This is a genomic window from Pseudomonas delhiensis (genome assembly GCF_900187975.1).
Taxonomy (GTDB): Bacteria; Pseudomonadota; Gammaproteobacteria; order Pseudomonadales; family Pseudomonadaceae; genus Pseudomonas; species Pseudomonas delhiensis.
Window position 1 is genome coordinate 132,413 of record NZ_FZPC01000011.1, and the last position, 15,908, is coordinate 148,320.

18 protein-coding genes and 1 tRNA gene are annotated in these 15,908 nt (G+C 69.3%); 10 read left to right on the top strand and 9 right to left on the bottom strand.

Going from position 1 to position 15,908, the window contains the following annotated elements; genetic code table 11:
• Positions 1–37 precede the first annotated feature (37 nt).
• Positions 38–901 carry a universal stress protein gene (locus CHC02_RS12005; RefSeq protein WP_089391691.1) on the top strand — a complete coding sequence of 288 codons (864 nt, stop codon included), beginning with the start codon at positions 38–40 and terminating at the stop codon, positions 899–901.
• Between the two features lie 6 nt (positions 902–907).
• Here CHC02_RS12005 and CHC02_RS12010 read toward each other — a convergent pair whose 3' ends face one another.
• The 3 genes from CHC02_RS12010 to CHC02_RS12020 form a co-directional block, all read right to left on the bottom strand.
• On the bottom strand, positions 908–2,131 hold the full coding sequence (locus tag CHC02_RS12010; protein WP_089391692.1) for a winged helix-turn-helix domain-containing protein: 1,224 nt from the start codon (positions 2,129–2,131) through the stop codon (positions 908–910).
• 62 nt (positions 2,132–2,193) lie between these two features.
• Entirely contained in the window at positions 2,194–2,664 is a 471-nt protein-coding gene (locus CHC02_RS12015; protein WP_089391693.1) for a DUF3291 domain-containing protein, read from the bottom strand.
• Positions 2,665–2,697: 33 nt separating this feature from the next.
• The gene (locus CHC02_RS12020) at positions 2,698–2,931 is read right to left on the bottom strand and encodes a DUF1127 domain-containing protein (RefSeq protein WP_089391694.1); all 234 of its coding nucleotides are present in this window, start codon (positions 2,929–2,931) and stop codon (positions 2,698–2,700) included.
• A 97-nt stretch (positions 2,932–3,028) separates the two neighbouring features.
• Between CHC02_RS12020 and CHC02_RS12025 the strand changes: the two genes are divergently transcribed.
• The gene (locus CHC02_RS12025; protein ID WP_089391695.1) at positions 3,029–3,886 is read left to right on the top strand and encodes a LysR substrate-binding domain-containing protein; all 858 of its coding nucleotides are present in this window, start codon (positions 3,029–3,031) and stop codon (positions 3,884–3,886) included.
• Between the two features lie 6 nt (positions 3,887–3,892).
• On the opposite strand, the gene CHC02_RS12030 is transcribed toward CHC02_RS12025, so the two are convergent.
• On the bottom strand, positions 3,893–4,633 hold the full coding sequence (locus CHC02_RS12030; RefSeq protein ID WP_089391696.1) for a sulfite exporter TauE/SafE family protein: 741 nt from the start codon (positions 4,631–4,633) through the stop codon (positions 3,893–3,895).
• A gap of 101 nt (positions 4,634–4,734) precedes the next feature.
• On the opposite strand from CHC02_RS12030, the gene CHC02_RS12035 reads away from it, so the two are divergent.
• The 4 genes from CHC02_RS12035 (at position 4,735) to CHC02_RS12050 (ending at position 7,828) form a co-directional block, all read left to right on the top strand.
• Positions 4,735–5,706 carry a LysR family transcriptional regulator gene (locus CHC02_RS12035; protein WP_089391697.1) on the top strand — a complete coding sequence of 324 codons (972 nt, stop codon included), beginning with the start codon at positions 4,735–4,737 and terminating at the stop codon, positions 5,704–5,706.
• Between the two features lie 45 nt (positions 5,707–5,751).
• Positions 5,752–6,204, top strand: coding sequence for a MarR family winged helix-turn-helix transcriptional regulator (locus CHC02_RS12040; RefSeq protein WP_089391698.1), 453 nt, complete (start codon positions 5,752–5,754; stop codon positions 6,202–6,204).
• A gap of 147 nt (positions 6,205–6,351) precedes the next feature.
• Positions 6,352–6,780 (top strand): organic hydroperoxide resistance protein, encoded by a 429-nt coding sequence (locus CHC02_RS12045; RefSeq protein ID WP_089391699.1) that lies wholly within the window; start codon positions 6,352–6,354, stop codon positions 6,778–6,780.
• Positions 6,781–6,808: 28 nt separating this feature from the next.
• Complete coding sequence (locus CHC02_RS12050) at positions 6,809–7,828, top strand: alpha/beta hydrolase (protein ID WP_089391700.1); 1,020 nt, start codon at positions 6,809–6,811, stop codon at positions 7,826–7,828.
• A 59-nt stretch (positions 7,829–7,887) separates the two neighbouring features.
• Here CHC02_RS12050 and efp read toward each other — a convergent pair whose 3' ends face one another.
• Together efp and earP are read right to left on the bottom strand one after the other, a co-directional pair.
• Positions 7,888–8,454, bottom strand: coding sequence for an elongation factor P (gene efp, locus CHC02_RS12055; protein WP_009623501.1), 567 nt, complete (start codon positions 8,452–8,454; stop codon positions 7,888–7,890).
• Between the two features lie 43 nt (positions 8,455–8,497).
• Positions 8,498–9,628 (bottom strand): elongation factor P maturation arginine rhamnosyltransferase EarP, encoded by a 1,131-nt coding sequence (earP, locus tag CHC02_RS12060; protein ID WP_089391701.1) that lies wholly within the window; start codon positions 9,626–9,628, stop codon positions 8,498–8,500.
• Positions 9,629–9,789: 161 nt separating this feature from the next.
• Here earP and CHC02_RS12065 point away from each other — a divergent pair.
• A tRNA-Ser gene (locus tag CHC02_RS12065) sits at positions 9,790–9,879 on the top strand.
• A gap of 405 nt (positions 9,880–10,284) precedes the next feature.
• Positions 10,285–10,536 (top strand): outer membrane lipoprotei OprI, encoded by a 252-nt coding sequence (oprI, locus tag CHC02_RS12070; RefSeq protein WP_024128796.1) that lies wholly within the window; start codon positions 10,285–10,287, stop codon positions 10,534–10,536.
• A 128-nt stretch (positions 10,537–10,664) separates the two neighbouring features.
• Here oprI and CHC02_RS12075 read toward each other — a convergent pair whose 3' ends face one another.
• The 3 genes from CHC02_RS12075 to CHC02_RS12085 all read right to left on the bottom strand — a co-directional run bounded on the left by CHC02_RS12075 (position 10,665) and on the right by CHC02_RS12085 (position 12,671).
• Positions 10,665–11,639, bottom strand: a complete 975-nt coding sequence (locus CHC02_RS12075) for a L,D-transpeptidase family protein (protein ID WP_089391702.1) — start codon at positions 11,637–11,639, stop codon at positions 10,665–10,667.
• A 76-nt stretch (positions 11,640–11,715) separates the two neighbouring features.
• Positions 11,716–11,994 (bottom strand): hypothetical protein, encoded by a 279-nt coding sequence (locus CHC02_RS12080; RefSeq protein ID WP_089391703.1) that lies wholly within the window; start codon positions 11,992–11,994, stop codon positions 11,716–11,718.
• Positions 11,995–12,065: 71 nt separating this feature from the next.
• Complete coding sequence (locus CHC02_RS12085; protein WP_089391704.1) at positions 12,066–12,671, bottom strand: arylesterase; 606 nt, start codon at positions 12,669–12,671, stop codon at positions 12,066–12,068.
• A gap of 10 nt (positions 12,672–12,681) precedes the next feature.
• Here CHC02_RS12085 and CHC02_RS12090 point away from each other — a divergent pair, with 10 nt between their 5' ends.
• Positions 12,682–13,365: an ABC transporter ATP-binding protein gene (locus CHC02_RS12090; protein WP_089391705.1), complete on the top strand. Its 684-nt coding sequence runs from the start codon at positions 12,682–12,684 to the stop codon at positions 13,363–13,365.
• Between the two features lie 13 nt (positions 13,366–13,378).
• Positions 13,379–15,871, top strand: coding sequence for an ABC transporter permease (locus tag CHC02_RS12095; RefSeq protein ID WP_089391748.1), 2,493 nt, complete (start codon positions 13,379–13,381; stop codon positions 15,869–15,871).
• Positions 15,872–15,908 lie beyond the last annotated feature (37 nt).

Consider the following 15,908-nt stretch of genomic DNA (forward strand, 5'->3'; position numbering starts at 1 on the left):
TGCTGCAAAGCAACGGCAAGTGCCAAGGGAGACGACCATGCAAGCCATCCGCAGCATTCTCGTAGTAGTGGCCCCCGACCAGCCCGACGGCCTGGCGCTCAAGCGCGCCAAGCTGATCGCCAGCGTCACTCAATCCCACCTGCACCTGCTGGCCTGCAGCAAGCAAGGCGACGCCGGCGCCCGGCTCGAGGAGCTGACCGCCAGCCTGCGCGAGGAAGGCTACAGCAGCAGTTGCCGGCTGGCCTGGCACGACAGCCTGCACGCCACCATCATCGCCGAGCAGCAGGCCGAGGGCTGCGGCCTGGTGGTCAAGCAGCACCACCCCGACAGCCCGCTGAAGAAGGCCCTGCTCACCCCCGACGACTGGAAGCTGCTGCGCTACTGCCCCGCCCCCGTGCTGCTGGTGAAGAGCGCCACGCCCTGGGCCGGACGCAACATCCTCGCCGCGGTCGACGTCGGCAACAACGACGCCGAGCACCACGCGCTGCACGCCAACATCGTCAGCCACGCCTACGACATCGCAGGGCTGACCCACGGCCCGCTGCACGTGATCAGCGCCCACCCCTCGCCGATGCTGTCCGCCGCCGACCCGACCTTCCAGCTCAGCGAGACCATCGAGGCCCGCTACCGCGAGGCCTGCAAGGCCTTCCAGGCCGAGTACGGGGTGGACGACCAGCACCTGCACATCGAGGAAGGCCCGGCCGACGTGCTCATCCCGCGTACCGCGCACCAGCTGGACGCGGCGGTGACGGTGATCGGCACCGTGGCGCGCACCGGCTTCTCCGGCGCGCTGATCGGCAACACCGCCGAGGTGGTGCTCGATGCCCTGGAAAGCGACGTGCTGGTGCTCAAGCCGGACGAAGTCATCGCCCACCTCGAGGAACTGGCCGCCAAGGCCTGACCGCCGCTAGGCGGCCGCCCCGGCCGCCAGCATCGCCCGCAGGCGGACGCCCTCCGCCTTGCGGCAGCCTACGTGCACCTCCTCCAGGCCCAGCCAGGCGGCCATCTCGCGCAACCGCCCGGCCAGCGCCAGCATCCCCTCCTCGCCCAGCGGCCGCTGTTCCTCGTGCACGGCGTGGACCGCCAGGCGCCCCGCCGCCCGCTCGGCGCGCAGGTCGATGCGCGCCGCCAGGCGTTCGTCGAACAGGAAGGGCAGCACGTAGTAGCCGTAGACCCGCTTGTGCTGCGGGGTATAGATCTCCAGGCGGTAGCGGAAGTCGAACAGCCGCTCGGTGCGGGCGCGCTCCCACACCAGGGAATCGAAGGGCGACAGCAGCGCGCTGGCCGTCACCTTGCGCGGAATGACCGGCTCGCCGGCGACGTAGGCAGCCTGCGACCAGCCCTGCACGCGCACCTGGCGCAAGGCGCCGGCTTCCACCAGCTCGGCCAGGCGCGCCTTGCTGTCGGCCGGCTCCAGGCGGAAGTAGTCGCGCAGGTCGGTCTCGCTGGCCACGCCCAGGGCATTGGCGGCATGCAGCAGCAGGCCGCGCTGGGCCTCCTCGGCGCCCGGCTCCGGCAGCGCCAGCAAGGAGGCCGGCAGCACCCGCTCGGGCAGGTCGTAGAGCCGCTCGAAGCCGCGGCGCCCGGCCACCGTCAGCTCGCCGGCGGCGAACAGCCATTCCAGGGCGTGCTTCTCGTCGCTCCAGTCCCACCAGGGGCCGGCGCGCTCGCTGCGGGTGGTCAGGCTGCCAGCGCCCAGGGCGCCCTGCTCGCGTACCGCCTGCAGCACCCGTTCGATCACCTCGCGGCGCTCCTCGCCGAAGCGCGCCAGCTGCTTGTAGATGCCCTGCCCCACGGCCGCGCGGCGCATGCGCCAGCGCATCAGCGGGTAGAGCTCCAGCGGCAGCAGGGAAGCCTCGTGCCCCCAGTACTCGAACATCCGCCGGTGGCGCCCGGCGCTCCAGGCCGCCTCGTCCAGCAGCGCCTGCGGGTAGCTGCCCAGGCGCGAGAACAGCGGCAGGTAGTGCGAGCGGGTCAGGGCATTGACCGAATCGATCTGCAGCACGCCCAGGCGCTCCAGCACCTGCTGCAGGTGCCGGCGCTGCACCCCGGCGCGCGGCCGGCGGCCGGCGAAACCCTGGGCCGCCAGGGCCAGGCGGCGGGCTTGCTTGAGGGACAGGCTGTCGGTCATGGGCGCTTCCTGCTGGGCGGATCGGGGCTCTCGATCCTACGCCGAAGCCGCCAGCGCCGACATCAGGCCGGCAGGGCTTCCATGCCGGGCGTGGGGAACGGCCGGGCGATGCTGAAGGCCTCGGCGCTCGGCCCCCTTTCGGCCAGGCTGCGCAGGGCCGCGCGGGCCTGGGCCAGGCTCGGCAATTGCCCGGCCGGCAGCCACCAGAGCGCCAGGCTCGGCCCCGGCAGCTTCTCCATCCAGTCCCGGCGCCGACGCAGCACGGCGAGGTGCTCGCCGCCATAGACGTAGTCGCGCAGGGCCTCCAGGGACTCCCACAGCGACAGGTTGACGATGATCCGCGGGTCGTCGAAGGCCTGGACGCCGGTGGCGTCGCCCGCCTCGTCCTGCAAGCGCCAGACGAAGCCAGGGCTGGCCTCGGCCAGGGCGTTGACCGGCGCCAGCTGGTCGACGAAATCCCGCATCAGCGGGTGATCGAGCGGGGCCCTGGCCCGGGCGATGTTGACCTGGGCCAGGTGGTAGGGTTGCGACATGGGCCTTTCCTTGTGCACGTCAGGCGGGGGGGTTCAGCGACGCAGATGGTCGATCCAGAAGGGTTTCTCCGCTTCCTGGAGAATGTCCGCGCGGCTCAGGCCGATGTCCTTGAGCGCCGCGTCACTGAGGCTGGCCAGCTGTTCGCGCTGCCGCGCCAGCTCCCGCCAGCGGCGGATGCGGCCCAGCAGGCCATGCCAGAAGACAGCGGCGGAGTGCCGCCGGGTAAGCACCGAGGGTGCCATCACGAAACCGAATTGCGCTTTCATCGTGCCGTCCTCCCTGTGGGGTTGGCACCAGTCTCGCGCCGGGCATAAGATCAATCCAACGAATCATTCTTATGCATCCCATCTCGGAGTTTGATGAATGAGCAGCTTCCCCAGCATCGACAGCGAACTGCTGCGCACCTTCGTCGCCATCGCCGACCACGGTGGTTTCACCCGCGCCGCCGAAGTGGTCAACCGCACCCAGTCGGCGGTGAGCATGCAGATGAAGCGCCTGGAGGACGACGTGCTGGAACGCACCCTGTTCGAACGCGACGGCCGCCAGGTGCGCCTGACGCCCGAGGGCCAGGTGCTGCTGGGCTACGCGCGGCGCATCCTGCGGCTGCAGGGCGAGGTGTTCAACACCCTGCGCCAGCCGCACATGGTCGGCGCGGTGCGCATCGGCACGCCGGACGACTACGTGATGCGCTTCCTCCCGGACATCCTCTCGCGCTTCGCCCAGGCCTACCCGCTGGTGCAGGTGGAAGTGCACTGCGAGAGCTCCTCGCAGTTGCTCACCCGCAAGGACCTGGACCTGACCATCGTCACCCGCGAGCCGGGCACCGAGATCGGCCAGCTGCTGCGCCAGGAGCCCTTCGTCTGGATGGCCGCGGAAAGCTTCTGCCCGCAGGAGCAGCGCCCGCTGCCGCTGGCGATGTTCAACACCAGTTGCTTCTGCCGCGCCTGGGCCTGCAATGCCCTGGAAGCGATGGAGATCGACTACCGCATCGCCTACAGCAGCCCCAGCCTCTCGGCGCTGTTCGCCGTGGCCAGCGCGGGCCTGGCGGTCACCGCCCAGCTGCGCAGCCTGCTCACCGGCAACCTGCGCATCATCGGCGAGGAGGAAGGCCTGCCGGCCCTGCCCTCGGCGAGCATCGTGCTGCTGCGCAACCCGCCGCGGCAGTCGCCGGTCACCGACAAGCTGGCCGACTACATCGTCGAAGGCTTCGCCGCCGCCTGAGCCGCCTCACTGGCGCAGCAGGAGCAGCGCGCAGGCCACCAGGAACAGGCCGAAGGCGAAGCGCAGGGCGCGCTCGGGCAGCGCGTGGGCCAGCCTCACGCCCCAGGAGATGCTCAGCAGGCCGCCGGCCGCGAGACAGGCGCCCATGCGCCAGTCGACATGGCCGTGCAGCGCATAGGTGCCCAGCGCCACCGCCGTGCTCGGCGCCGCCAATGCCAGGGCCAGCCCCTGGGCCACCACCTGGCTGAAGCCGAACAGCGAGGTCAGCACCGGCGTGGCCAGCACGCCGCCGCCCACCCCGAACAGCCCGCCCAGGGAACCCGCCCCCAGGCCCAGTGCGGCGAACCAGGGCAGCCCCGGCGCGGCCTCCCGCGGTTGCGCCTCGCCGCGCTGGCGCAGCAGCAGGTAGCCGGCCAGGGCCAGCAGGAACACCACGAAGGCCGTGCGCATGTGCGCCGCGTCGATGCGCAACGCCAGGCTGGAGGCGAGGAAGGCGCAGAGCAGGCCGGTCACCGCCAGCACCGCCGCCGGGCCGGGATCGATGCGGTTGCGCTGGTGGTAACGGCGCAGCGCCAGCAGCACGTTGGGCACCACCATCACCAGGGCCGTGCCCTGCGCCAGTTGCTGGTCGAGGCCGAACAGCACGCCCAGCGCCGGGATCGCCAGCAGCCCGCCGCCGATCCCGAACAGCCCACCCAGGCAACCCAGGACCAGCCCCAGAAGAAAGTCCAAGCCCATGTCCAGCATCGCTACCTCCTACCTTTCGGCGCCATGCTAGAAGACCGCCGCTGGATGGGAAACGCAAAGCCGAGCACAATGGCTTGGCGTTTTCTGCAAAGGCAGCCGCCATGACCCCCAGCACCCTGGAAGACCAGCTGGACCTGTTCCTCGACGTGCTCGACAGCGGCAGCTTTTCCGCCGCCGCGCGCCTGCGCCAGCTCACCCCCTCGGCGGTGGCGCGGCGCATGGACGCCCTCGAGCGCGGCCTGGGCAGCCCCCTGCTGGCCCGCAGCACCCACCTGGTGCGTGCCACCCCGGCCGGCCTGGCGTTCGCCGAGCGGGCCCGGCGCATCGTCGAGGAACTGCGCCAGGCCCGCGCCGAAGCGGTATCGCTGAGCACCGCGCCCGAGGGCCTGATCCGCATCGACGCGCCCGTGCCCTTCGGCCGCCGCCACCTGGCGCCGGCCCTGGCCGACTTCCTCAAGGCCAACCCCGGCCTGGACGTGCAACTGCGCCTGATCGACAGCTTCACCGACCTGCAGGGCGACAACCTCGGCCAGGTCGACCTGGTGCTGCGCATCGGCCCGTTGCCGGACAGCCGCCTGGTGGCCACGCCGCTGGCGCCCATGCGCCGCATCGTCTGCGCCAGCGCCGACTACCTGGCCCGCCACGGCCGGCCGGCCTCGCCGCTGCAGCTACCCGGGCACGTCGGCCTGGACTGGGAAGGCCTGGCCCCGCCGCTGGCCTGGCGCTTCGCCGTCGACGGGCGCCTGCAGCACCTGCGCCCGCGGCGCCTGCGGCTGACCGCCAACAATGCGGAAACCCTGGTCGAAGGCGCCTTGCAGGGGCTCGGCCTGGCCCACCTGCCGACCTGGCTGTGCAGCGAATACCTGGTGCGCGGCGAGCTGCAGGCACTGTTCTGCGAGCAGGGCCTGCCGGAGCCCGAGCCGGGCGGCATCCACGCCCTGCGCCTGGAACGCGGCACCCACCCGCGCAGCCAGCGGCTGCTGGCCTTCCTCGTCGAACGCTTCGGCTTCCCGCCGCCCTGGGACAGCGCCCTCGCCGGGCACCTGGCGAGCGACGAACTGGCGAAAAAATAGCCAGCGCGCTAAATTAAGGCGCAATCATCTATTCGGAGGCCCGTCATGAGCCAACCCAAGGACGCCTGCGAATCGCTCAAGCTCGACAACCAGCTGTGCTTCGCCCTCTATTCCACCTCGCTGCAGATGACCAAGGTCTACAAGCCCCTGCTCCAGGAACTGGGCCTGACCTACCCGCAGTACATCGCCATGCTGGTGCTCTGGGAGCGGGACGGCATCACCGTCGGCGAGATCAGCGCGCGCATGCTCACCGACCCCGGCTCCCTCACCCCGCTGCTCAAGCGCCTGGAAGGCGAAGGCCTGATCACCCGCAAGCGCAGCGCCAGCGACGAGCGGGTGGTCGAGCTGCGCCTGACCGACAAGGGCCGGGAGCTGCGCCAGCAGGCCGAGAGCATCCCGGCCTGCATCCTCACCGCCAGCGGCCTGTCCCTCGAAGAACTGGGCAGGCTGAAGAACGAACTGGTGGACCTGCGCGACAGCCTGCAAGGCTCGGACTAGAGACTTATTCCCTACATCAAGTTCTCTTATCGCGAATTCTTCCAATAAATACCTTGCGCGCAAGATAACTCAGGACTAATTTCTGTCTCACGCACTTACTTAGCGCGCAAAATTTTAACGAACAAACTTACATCTGGAGACACCGCCATGCAAACCATCAAAGCCCTCTACACCGCCACTGCCACCGCCACCGGAGGCCGCGACGGCCGCGCCGTTTCCTCCGACGGCAACCTCGACGTGAAACTGACCACCCCGCGCGAACTGGGCGGCCAGGGCGGCGCCGCGACCAACCCCGAACAGCTCTTCGCCGCCGGCTACTCGGCCTGCTTCATCGGCGCACTGAAATTCGTCGCCAGCCAGAGCAAGCGTCAGCTGCCCGCCGACGCCTCCATCACCGGCAAGGTCGGCATCGGCCAGATCCCCGGCGGCTTCGGCCTGGAAGTGGAGCTGAACATTGCCCTGCCGGGCCTGGAGCGCGCCATCGCCGAGGAACTGGTGGCCGCGGCCCACCAGGTCTGCCCGTACTCCAACGCCACCCGCGGCAACATCGAAGTCCGCCTGAACGTCGCCGTCTGACCCCACCCAGCCCAAGGAGACCCCGAACATGAAAGCGCTCAGCAAAACCCTCGCCGGCGGCCTGCTCGCCCTGGCCATCGGCAACGCCTTCGCCGCCGGCAGCCCCGGCGTGCAGCACGACACCCAGGCCTTCCTCGAAGCCCTGCAGGCCGGCGGCGGCAAGCCCCTGGAAACCCTGTCGCCGAAAGACGCCCGAGCGGTACTGAGCGGCGCCCAGGCCTCGGTGAAGGTCGACCTTTCCGGCACCCAGGTCAGCGAGAAGACCATCCAGGCCGACGGCCAGCGCATCAGGCTGACCATCGTCCGCCCGGCGGGCGCCAAGGGCAGCCTGCCCGCCTTCATGTTCTTCCACGGCGGCGGCTGGGTGCTGGGCGACTACCCGACCCACGCCCGGCTGATCCGCGACCTGGTGGTCAGCTCCGGTGCGGTGGCGGTGTACGTCGACTACACGCCCTCCCCCGAGGCCCATTACCCGGTGGCCATCAACCAGGCCTACGCCGCCACGAAGTGGGTGGCCGAGCACGGCAAGGAACTGGACGTCGACGGCTCGCGCCTGGCGGTGGCCGGCAACAGCGTCGGCGGCAACATGGCCGCGGTGGTCGCACTGATGGCCAAGGACAAGGGCACGCCGAAGCTGCGCTTCCAGGCCCTGCTGTGGCCGGTGACCGACGCCAGCTTCGAAACGGCCTCGTACAACCGGTTCGCCCAGGGGCACTTCCTCACCAAGCCAATGATGCAGTGGTTCTGGGACAGCTACACCACCGACGCCAAGCAGCGCGCCGAAATCTACGCCTCGCCGCTGCGCGCCAGCACCGAGCAACTGAAGGGCCTGCCGCCGGCACTGGTGCAGACCGCCGAGTTCGACGTGCTGCGCGACGAAGGCGAAGCCTACGCCCGCAAGCTGGACGCCGCCGGCGTGGCCGTCACCGCCGTGCGCTATAACGGCATGATCCACGACTACGGCCTGCTCAACCCGCTGGCCAAGGTGCCCGCCGTGCAAGCCGCCATGCGCCAGGCCGGCGAGGAGCTGAAGGTGCACCTGAAATAACCTGCGCCAGAAACGAAAAGGCCCGGCATCTGCCGGGCTCTTTCACATCACGCGAAGGCTCAGGCCTTGACGCGGGACTTGTACTCGCCGGTGCGGGTATCGATCTCGATGGAGTCGCCGATTTCGCAGAACGCGGAAACCTGCAGCTCGGCACCGTTCTTCAGGCGGGCGGTCTTCATGACCTTGCCGGAAGTGTCGCCGCGGACGGCCGGCTCGGTGTAGACGATTTCACGAACGATGGTGGTCGGCAGTTCGACGGAGATCACCTTGTCGTTGTAGAAAACCGCTTCGCAGACGTCGGTCATGCCGTCTTCGATGAAGGTCAGCACGCCTTCCAGGTCGCCCTTCTCGATCTCGTACTGGTTGAACTCGTTGTCCATGAAGACGTACAGCGGGTCCGCGAAGTAGGAGTAGGTCACTTCCTTGCGGTCGAGGATGATCGGTTCCAGCTTGTCATCGGCCTTGAACACGGTCTCGGTGCCGGCGCCGGTCAGCAGGTTCTTCAGCTTCATCTTGACGACGGCGCTGTTACGGCCGGACTTGTTGAACTCGGCCTTCTGGATGACCCAGGGGGCGCCGTTGATGTTGGCAACCTGGCCTGCGCGGAACTCTTGAGCGGTTTTCATACGAATATCCGATTTGGATTGGAGACAAAAAACAGGGGACGTATCATAGCCAATTTGTATAAAAACGCACCAGCCCCGCGGCGAGATCCGGCTGTGCGGCATGCTTTTCGCTCCAGCGCAGCGCCCATTCCCGCCAGGCTCCGGCCCGCTGCTGCAGCCCCATCCAGGCCGTCGCCGCGTCGCCGAGGCCGTTCCAGGCGTGCCAGTAGGCCAACAGGGCAGCCTCGAGGCCAGGCTCCATGCCTTCGCTGTATAGAGAGAGGAAGGCGTCCAGCTTCTCCAGGTGCACGCCCTCCTCCTGCTCGTAGATGTGCCAGACGAACGGCCGCCCCGCCCAGAGCGCGCGGACGAAGGAATCCTCGCCGCGCACCGCGTTGACATCGCAGCTCCACAGCAGCAGGTCGTAGTCCTCCTGGCGGACGAACGGCAGTACCTGCAGCCGCAGGCCAGCGCGCCGGTGGCGGTCGCCCGGCGCCAGCCCGGGCAGGCCCAGCCAGGCGGCGACATCGCCCAGCACGCGCCCTTCCGGCACCAGCAGCAGCGTGGGTCGCGGCCCCTGCGCCAGCGCATCCAGCCAGGACGCCAGCGCCGGGTTCTCGTAGGCGAACAGGGAAATCAGGCATTCCTCATCCTCCACCTCCACGTCGAGGCTGGCCAGGAACCTCCGCCGGCAGGCGTCATCCGCCTGGAACGCCCGGCGCCGCTCCAGCAACCCCGCCTCGCGCAGCAAACCACCGGCGCCAGCCTGGAAGCCGGGAAAATAGAAATACTTCTGCAGGCCGTTGGCCTGCAGCGAAGGCAGGCCGTGGCAGGAGGCCACCCAGTCCTCGGCGCTCAGGTATTCCAGGTTCAGCCACAGCGGCGGCACGGCGCGCCCGCGCATGGCCTCCACGTAGGCCGGCGGCAACGGGCAGGCGAACGCCTCGATGACCACGTCGGCGGCCGGCGTGTCCTCCCACAGCGCCGGCCAGTGGCGGACCTCGACGCCCGCCAGGCGCTGGCTGGGCAGCGCCGGGTCGGCCCCGGGGCACAGCCGCGCGAACGCCTTGAGGTCGTCCACCCACAGGCGCACCGCCTGGCCATGCTCGCCGGCGAGCTGGCGGGCCAGGCGCCAGGTCACGCCGATGTCGCCGTAGTTGTCCACCACGCAGCAGAAGAGATCCCAGCTCGCCATCGCACTCGCCTTTCGAAGGAAGCCGCCAGTTTAACAAGGCGGGCCGCCACGGTTTCCCCTCGATCACCTTAAGCCGATGAATCCGTTGAAAAAACATTTGCGTTTGGGAAAACCTTTGAGTAAAGTGCGCGCCTCGACAGACGACGCGCTGTCGAAACCCTGGTGAGGTGTCCGAGCGGTTGAAGGAGCACGCCTGGAAAGTGTGTATACGGGAAACCGTATCGAGGGTTCGAATCCCTCCCTCACCGCCAGATCAAAAGCCCGGCTGACTGATGAAGTTAGCCGGGCTTTTTCATTCCGGCCGGTTGCATCCAATGCACCGGCAATTGGCGACCACAGTTACTCGCCATTAGTTCCCACCAGACTTTCGTCCTATCGCGAATTAGCATTAGTTCGGGGCGCTATACTCGAACACTTGGCCTGTGCTTCACGACATTGCAACAGCCCCACTGTAGGGCAGTCGGGCGTATCTGCACATTTTTTGCACAACATGCGGGGGTAATAAGAGTTCAACCCCGCGTAGCATGAAAAAAAAGTGCCCTACTTGCGTTCGGTCAGTTTACTTACTACAAGTAATGAGTACTATGTAGTCCGGCTAATTTCCCAGTCCCATGGGGAATTGCTTTAATGGAAATGTCCACCTTAAGGGGAACACGATGAACAACGTTCTGAAATTCTCTGCTCTGGCTCTGGCTGCTGTTCTGGCCACCGGTTGCAGCAGCCACTCGAAAGAAACCGAAGCCCGTCTGACCGCTACTGAAGACGCCGCTGCCCGTGCCCAAGCCCGCGCCGACGAAGCCTACCGTCACGCTGACGAAGCTCTGGCCGCTGCTCAGAAAGCCCAGCAGACCGCTGACGAGGCTAACGAGCGCGCCCTGCGCATGCTGGACAAAGCCAGCCGCAAGTAATAGATCCTCGGATCTGTTCGAAAAGCCGACCTCTCGAGGTCGGCTTTTTTATTGCCCGGCGTTTCCCACGGGCAGCAAAAAGCCCGCGGACCTTGCGGTCGGCGGGCTCCTGCGGCAGGCCCCGGGCGTCAGGGCATCTGCACCGTCGTGTTCTCGCTGGCGGCCACCGAGGTACCGGGCTGCTGCGGCTGGGCGATGGCCACCGGCAGGCCGTCTTCGGCCGCCACCACTTCGCGCACCACGTTCCAGTCCATCTGCATCTGGTTGGCGATGTCTTCACGCTTGAGCAGCGCGTTGATCACCGCGGTGTGCTTGTCCACGACCGAAGGGTTGCCATGGTCGTCGATCGGCGTATGCGCCTCCAGGTAGATCTTGCCTTCGCTGCGGCCGAACTTGTACGGCTCGTTGATGATGCGCACCGAAGTGCCCACCGGCACCATGGGGAAGAGCTCGGTCACGTCGCCGTTGTACATGCGGAAGCAACCGTGGCTGGTGCGGGTGCCGATGCCGAACTTCTTGTTCGAGCCGTGGATCAGGTAGCCGGGAACGCCCAGCGACATCTTGTACGGGCCCAGCGGGTTGTCCGGGCCCGGCGGCACCACGGTCGGCAGCGGGTCGCCGTCGGCGGCGTGCTCGGCGCGGATCGACGCCGGCGGGTACCAGGCCGGGTCCTTGGTCTTGGCGACGATGCTGGTGTGGGCGATGGGCGAGCCCCAGCCCTCGCGGCCGATACCCAGCGGGTAGGTGTAGACCACGTTCTTGCCTTTGGGGAAGTAGTACAGGCGGTACTCGGCGATGTTGATCACGATGCCTTCGCGCGGGCCCGGCGGCAGGATGAAGCGGGTCGGGATGATGACCTCGGTGCCCACGCCGGGCAGCCAGGCGTCGACGCCCGGGTTGGCGGCGAGCATCTCCTGGTAGCCCAGGTCATAGGTCTGGCCGAGGTCGGCGAAGGTGTCTTCGTACTTGGCCTTGATGACCTGCACCTGGCCGACGATATCCTCGCCGGGCGCCGGCATCGGCAGCTCGAGGGCGGAAACGGGGCCGGCCGAGAGCAGCGCGGCAAAAGACAGCGAGCAGGCGGCGATAACACGCGACAACATCCGGAGATCCTTGGCGAGAGCACAGTTGACAGAGGGGGCGTTAGTGTACCACTCAGACCCTGATTTCCGGGAGAGTTCACAACATCCAGGAAAATCGTTGCCCGCGCTTTTCCTGTTCCAGGCGTTTCAGGCATTCCGGGCACAGCCGCCGGTCGCGCAGCTGCGGCCGCCGGGCCTCGCGCCAGAGCGGCTGCGCCGGCAACAGGCCGCCGCACAGGGTGCGGTCCGCGGGGGAGCCCAGCTCCAGCTGCCGGGCGACGAGATGCACGCGCACCTCGCGGCAGGCGAACAGATCGAGCTGGGAATCGGGTTCGATCAGTTGGTAGGCGAAGAGGGTCCAGGCGGGGCGGGACATGGCGGCTCCTGAAGGGTGCGCAAACATAGCGGAAAGCCCCCGCGCGGGGAAGCCTTCCGACGGCCCGGCGATCAGAGCAGCGGCTTGAGCTGCGGCCAGACGTTCTCCAGCAGGCGCGGTTGCGCCGCCAGCGCCGGGTGGATGCCGTCCGCCTGCATCATCTGCGGCACGCCGCCCACGCCGTCGAGGAAGAACGGCACCAGCGGCACCTTGCCCTGCTCGGCGACCTGCTGGAACACCCGGGCGAAGGCCTGGGTATAGCGTTCGCCATAGTTGGGCGGCAGGCGCATGCCCAGCAGCAGCACCCTGGCCCCGGCCTGGCGCGAGGCCGCGACCATCGAAGCAAGATTCTGTTGCAATTGTTGCGGCGCCTGCCCGCGCAGGCCGTCGTTGCCGCCCAGCTCGATCACCACGACGCTCGGCTTCTCCCCGGAAAGCAGCGCCGGCAGGCGCGCCAGGCCGCCGGCGCTGGTGTCGCCGCTGACCGAGGCGTTGACCACCCGGTAGTCGAAACCCTCGTCCTTCAGCCGCTGCTCCAGCAGGCTGACCCAGCCGCGGCCGGTATCCACCCCCAAACCGGCGCTGATACTATCGCCGACGACCAGCAGCGTCTGCGCCGCGGCTTGCTGGGCGACCAGCAGCAACGCCAGGCAGACGCTCGATAGCCATGCACGCATCGGACCCTCCATGAGCGAAAGCATTCTCACCGCGCGCAACCTTAGCAAGGTCGTCCCCAGCGCGGAAGGCGAGCTGACCATCCTCCACGACCTCTCCCTGGCCCTGCAGCGCGGCGACAGCCTGGCCATCGTCGGCAGCTCCGGCTCCGGCAAGTCCACCCTGCTCGGCCTGCTGGCCGGGCTGGACCAGCCCAGCGGCGGCAGCGTCGAACTGGCCGGGCACCGCCTGGCGGAGCTGGACGAGGACCAGCGCGCGCGGGTGCGCGCCGCCCATGTCGGCTTCGTCTTCCAGTCGTTCCAGCTGCTCGACAGCCTCGACGCGCTGGAGAACGTGATGCTGCCCCTGGAGCTGGAAGGCCGCGGCGACGCCCGCGAGCGCGCCCGGGTCCTGCTCGAGCGCGTCGGCCTGGGCCAGCGCCTGAGCCACTACCCGCGCCAGCTCTCCGGCGGCGAGCAGCAGCGCGTCGCCATCGCCCGCGCCTTCGCCGCCGAGCCCGACGTGCTGTTCGCCGACGAGCCCACCGGCAACCTCGACAGCGCCACCGGCGAGCGCATCAGCGACCTGCTCTTCGAGCTCAACCGCGAGCGCCGCACCACCCTGGTCCTGGTCACCCACGACGAACGCCTGGCGCACCGCTGCCAACGGCACATCCGCCTGGAAAGCGGCCACCTGATCGACCACGCGGAGCCCTGAGCCGATGAAATCGCTGCCGCTGCCGCGCCTGTTCGGCCTGGCCCTGCGCCAACTGCTGCGCGAATGGAGCAGCGGCGAACTGCGCGTGCTCTTCTTCGCCCTGCTGGTGGCGGTGGCCGCCAGCTCCGCCATCGGCTACTTCAGCGCGCGGCTGAACGGCGCCATGCTGGTGCGCGCCTCGGAATTCCTCGGCGCCGACCTGGTCCTGAGCGGCACCCAGCCGGCCGCGCCGCAGCAGGTCGACAGCGGCAACCGCCTGGGCCTGAGGCACGCCTACAGCGTCGAGTTCTCCAGCGTCATCGCCACCGACCAGGGCATCCAGCTGAGCAGCGTCAAGGCGGTGGACGACAGCTACCCCCTGCGCGGCGAGCTGAAGAGCGCTGCCGCGCCCCTGGAGCCAGAGCAGGCCGGCGGGCGCCCGCAGCCCGGCGAGGTGTGGGTGGAGGCGCGCCTGCTCACCAGCCTCGACCTGAAGGTCGGCGACAGCATCGAGATCGGCCGCCAGGGCCTGCGCATCGCCCGCGTGCTGACCTACGAGCCGGACCGCGCCGGCGACTTCTACAGCCTCACCCCGCGGGTGCTGATGAACCTGCGCGACCTGGACGCCACCGGCGTGGTCCAGCCCGGCAGCCGGGTGCGCTACCGCGACCTCTGGGAAGGCGACGGCGAAGCCCTCCAGGCCTACCGCCGCGCGGTGGAGCCGGGGCTGGCGGCGAACCAGCGGCTGCTCGACGCGCACCACGGCAACCGCCAGATCGGCGACGCCCTGGAACGCGCCGAGCGCTACCTGAACCTGGCCAGCCTGGCGGCCATCCTCCTCGCCGGCGTGGCGGTGGCGCTCTCGGCCAACCGCTTCGCCGCCCGCCGCTTCGACGCCAGCGCCCTGCTCCGCTGCCTGGGCCTGAGCCGTCGCGAGGCCCTGCTTCTCTATGGGCTGCAGCTGTTCAGCCTGGGCCTGGCCGCCAGCCTGCTGGGCGCGCTGCTCGGCTACCTGGCGCAGCTCGGCCTGGTGACCCTGCTGGGCGACCTGCTGCCGCCGCAGATTCCGCCGGCCGGGCCGGTGCCGGCGCTGGCCGGCGTCGCCACCGGCCTGGTCGCCCTCGCCGGCTTCGCCCTGCCGCCATTGGCCGCCCTGGGCCGGGTGCCGCCGCTGCGGGTGCTGCGCAGCGACCTGCTGCCGGTGCCCATGCGCAGCTGGCTGGCCTACGGCTGCGCGCTGCTGGCCCTGGGCCTGATCATGTGGCGGCTGAGCCTGGACCTGCGCCTGACCCTGGCCCTGCTGGGCGGCGGGGTGGTCGCCGCGGCCCTGCTCGGCGGCCTGTTGCTGCTCGCCCTGAACGGCCTGCGCCGCCTGCTCGCGCGCGCCAGCCTGCCCTGGCGCCTGGGCCTGGGCCAGCTGCTGCGCCACCCGCTGGCCGCCGCCGGGCAGAGCCTGGCCTTCGGCCTGATCCTGCTGGCCATGGCGCTGATCGCCCTGCTGCGCGGCGAGCTGCTGGACACCTGGCACGCCCAGTTGCCGGCCAACGCGCCCAACTACTTCGCCCTGAACATCCTGCCGGCCGAGAAGGACGCCTTCGAGGCCCGCGTGCGCAAGGTCTCGCCCAACGCCGAAGGGCTCTTCCCCATGGTCCCCGGCCGCCTGGTGGCGGTGAACGGCCAGCCGGTGCAGGCGCTCAGCGAGGACGTGCGCAGCGAGCGCGCCCTGCAGCGCGACCTCGGCCTGACCTGGTCGCAGCAGTTGCCCGCCGGCAACCAGTTGGTGGCCGGGCGCTGGTGGGGCGACGCCGCGGCGGGCGGGCTGCCCGGCGTCTCGGTGGAGGAAAAGCTCGCCGGCAACCTCGGCATCAAGCTGGGCGACCGCCTGGGCTTCAGCGTCGCCGGGCAGACCCGCGAGGTGCAGGTGCAGAGCCTGCGCTCGGTGAAGTGGGACAACTTCCAGCCGAACTTCTTCATGGTCTTCCAGCCCGGCACCCTCGCCGACCTGCCGGTGACCTACCTGACCAGCTTCTACCTGCCCGCCAGCGACCAGCGCAGCGCCATCGAACTGGCCCGCGCCTTCCCCACCGTCACCCTGCTGCCGGTGGACGTGCTGCTGGGCCAGCTGCGCAGCATCCTCGACCAGGTCACCCTGGCGGTGGAATACGTGCTGGTGTTCGTCCTCGCCGCCGGCTTCGTGGTGCTCTTCGCCGGCCTGCAGGCCACCCTCGACGAGCGCCTGCGCCAGGGCGCCCTGCTGCGTGCCCTGGGCGCCGAGCGCGAACTGCTGCAGCGCACCCGGCGCAGCGAGTTCGCCCTGCTCGGCGCGGTGAGCGGCGTGCTGGCGGCCCTGGGCTGCGAGCTGATCAGCTACCTGCTCTACAGCCTGGTGTTCCAGTTGCCCTGGCGGCCGCACCCCTGGCTGTTCGGCCTGCCGCTGCTGGGCGCGCTGCTGGTGGGCGGCGCCGGGCTGTTCGGCACGCGCCGGGCGCTGACCCTGAGCCCGCTGCGCCTGCTGCGCGAAGGCTGATAGACTCCAGGGCTTGCCCAGCCGCAGCCGGAACCCC

Excerpts from the sequence above, each read along its gene's own strand:
- CHC02_RS12005 (WP_089391691.1), top strand. The coding sequence starts at position 38 with ATGCAAGCCATCCGCAGCATTCTCGTAGTAGTGGCCCCCGACCAGCCC.
- CHC02_RS12010 (WP_089391692.1), bottom strand. The coding sequence starts at position 2,131 with ATGACCGACAGCCTGTCCCTCAAGCAAGCCCGCCGCCTGGCCCTGGCG.
- CHC02_RS12015 (WP_089391693.1), bottom strand. The coding sequence starts at position 2,664 with ATGTCGCAACCCTACCACCTGGCCCAGGTCAACATCGCCCGGGCCAGG.
- CHC02_RS12020 (WP_089391694.1), bottom strand. The coding sequence starts at position 2,931 with ATGAAAGCGCAATTCGGTTTCGTGATGGCACCCTCGGTGCTTACCCGG.
- CHC02_RS12025 (WP_089391695.1), top strand. The coding sequence starts at position 3,029 with ATGAGCAGCTTCCCCAGCATCGACAGCGAACTGCTGCGCACCTTCGTC.
- CHC02_RS12030 (WP_089391696.1), bottom strand. The coding sequence starts at position 4,633 with ATGCTGGACATGGGCTTGGACTTTCTTCTGGGGCTGGTCCTGGGTTGC.
- CHC02_RS12035 (WP_089391697.1), top strand. The coding sequence starts at position 4,735 with ATGACCCCCAGCACCCTGGAAGACCAGCTGGACCTGTTCCTCGACGTG.
- CHC02_RS12040 (WP_089391698.1), top strand. The coding sequence starts at position 5,752 with ATGAGCCAACCCAAGGACGCCTGCGAATCGCTCAAGCTCGACAACCAG.
- CHC02_RS12045 (WP_089391699.1), top strand. The coding sequence starts at position 6,352 with ATGCAAACCATCAAAGCCCTCTACACCGCCACTGCCACCGCCACCGGA.
- CHC02_RS12050 (WP_089391700.1), top strand. The coding sequence starts at position 6,809 with ATGAAAGCGCTCAGCAAAACCCTCGCCGGCGGCCTGCTCGCCCTGGCC.
- efp (WP_009623501.1), bottom strand. The coding sequence starts at position 8,454 with ATGAAAACCGCTCAAGAGTTCCGCGCAGGCCAGGTTGCCAACATCAAC.
- earP (WP_089391701.1), bottom strand. The coding sequence starts at position 9,628 with ATGGCGAGCTGGGATCTCTTCTGCTGCGTGGTGGACAACTACGGCGAC.
- oprI (WP_024128796.1), top strand. The coding sequence starts at position 10,285 with ATGAACAACGTTCTGAAATTCTCTGCTCTGGCTCTGGCTGCTGTTCTG.
- CHC02_RS12075 (WP_089391702.1), bottom strand. The coding sequence starts at position 11,639 with ATGTTGTCGCGTGTTATCGCCGCCTGCTCGCTGTCTTTTGCCGCGCTG.
- CHC02_RS12080 (WP_089391703.1), bottom strand. The coding sequence starts at position 11,994 with ATGTCCCGCCCCGCCTGGACCCTCTTCGCCTACCAACTGATCGAACCC.
- CHC02_RS12085 (WP_089391704.1), bottom strand. The coding sequence starts at position 12,671 with ATGCGTGCATGGCTATCGAGCGTCTGCCTGGCGTTGCTGCTGGTCGCC.
- CHC02_RS12090 (WP_089391705.1), top strand. The coding sequence starts at position 12,682 with ATGAGCGAAAGCATTCTCACCGCGCGCAACCTTAGCAAGGTCGTCCCC.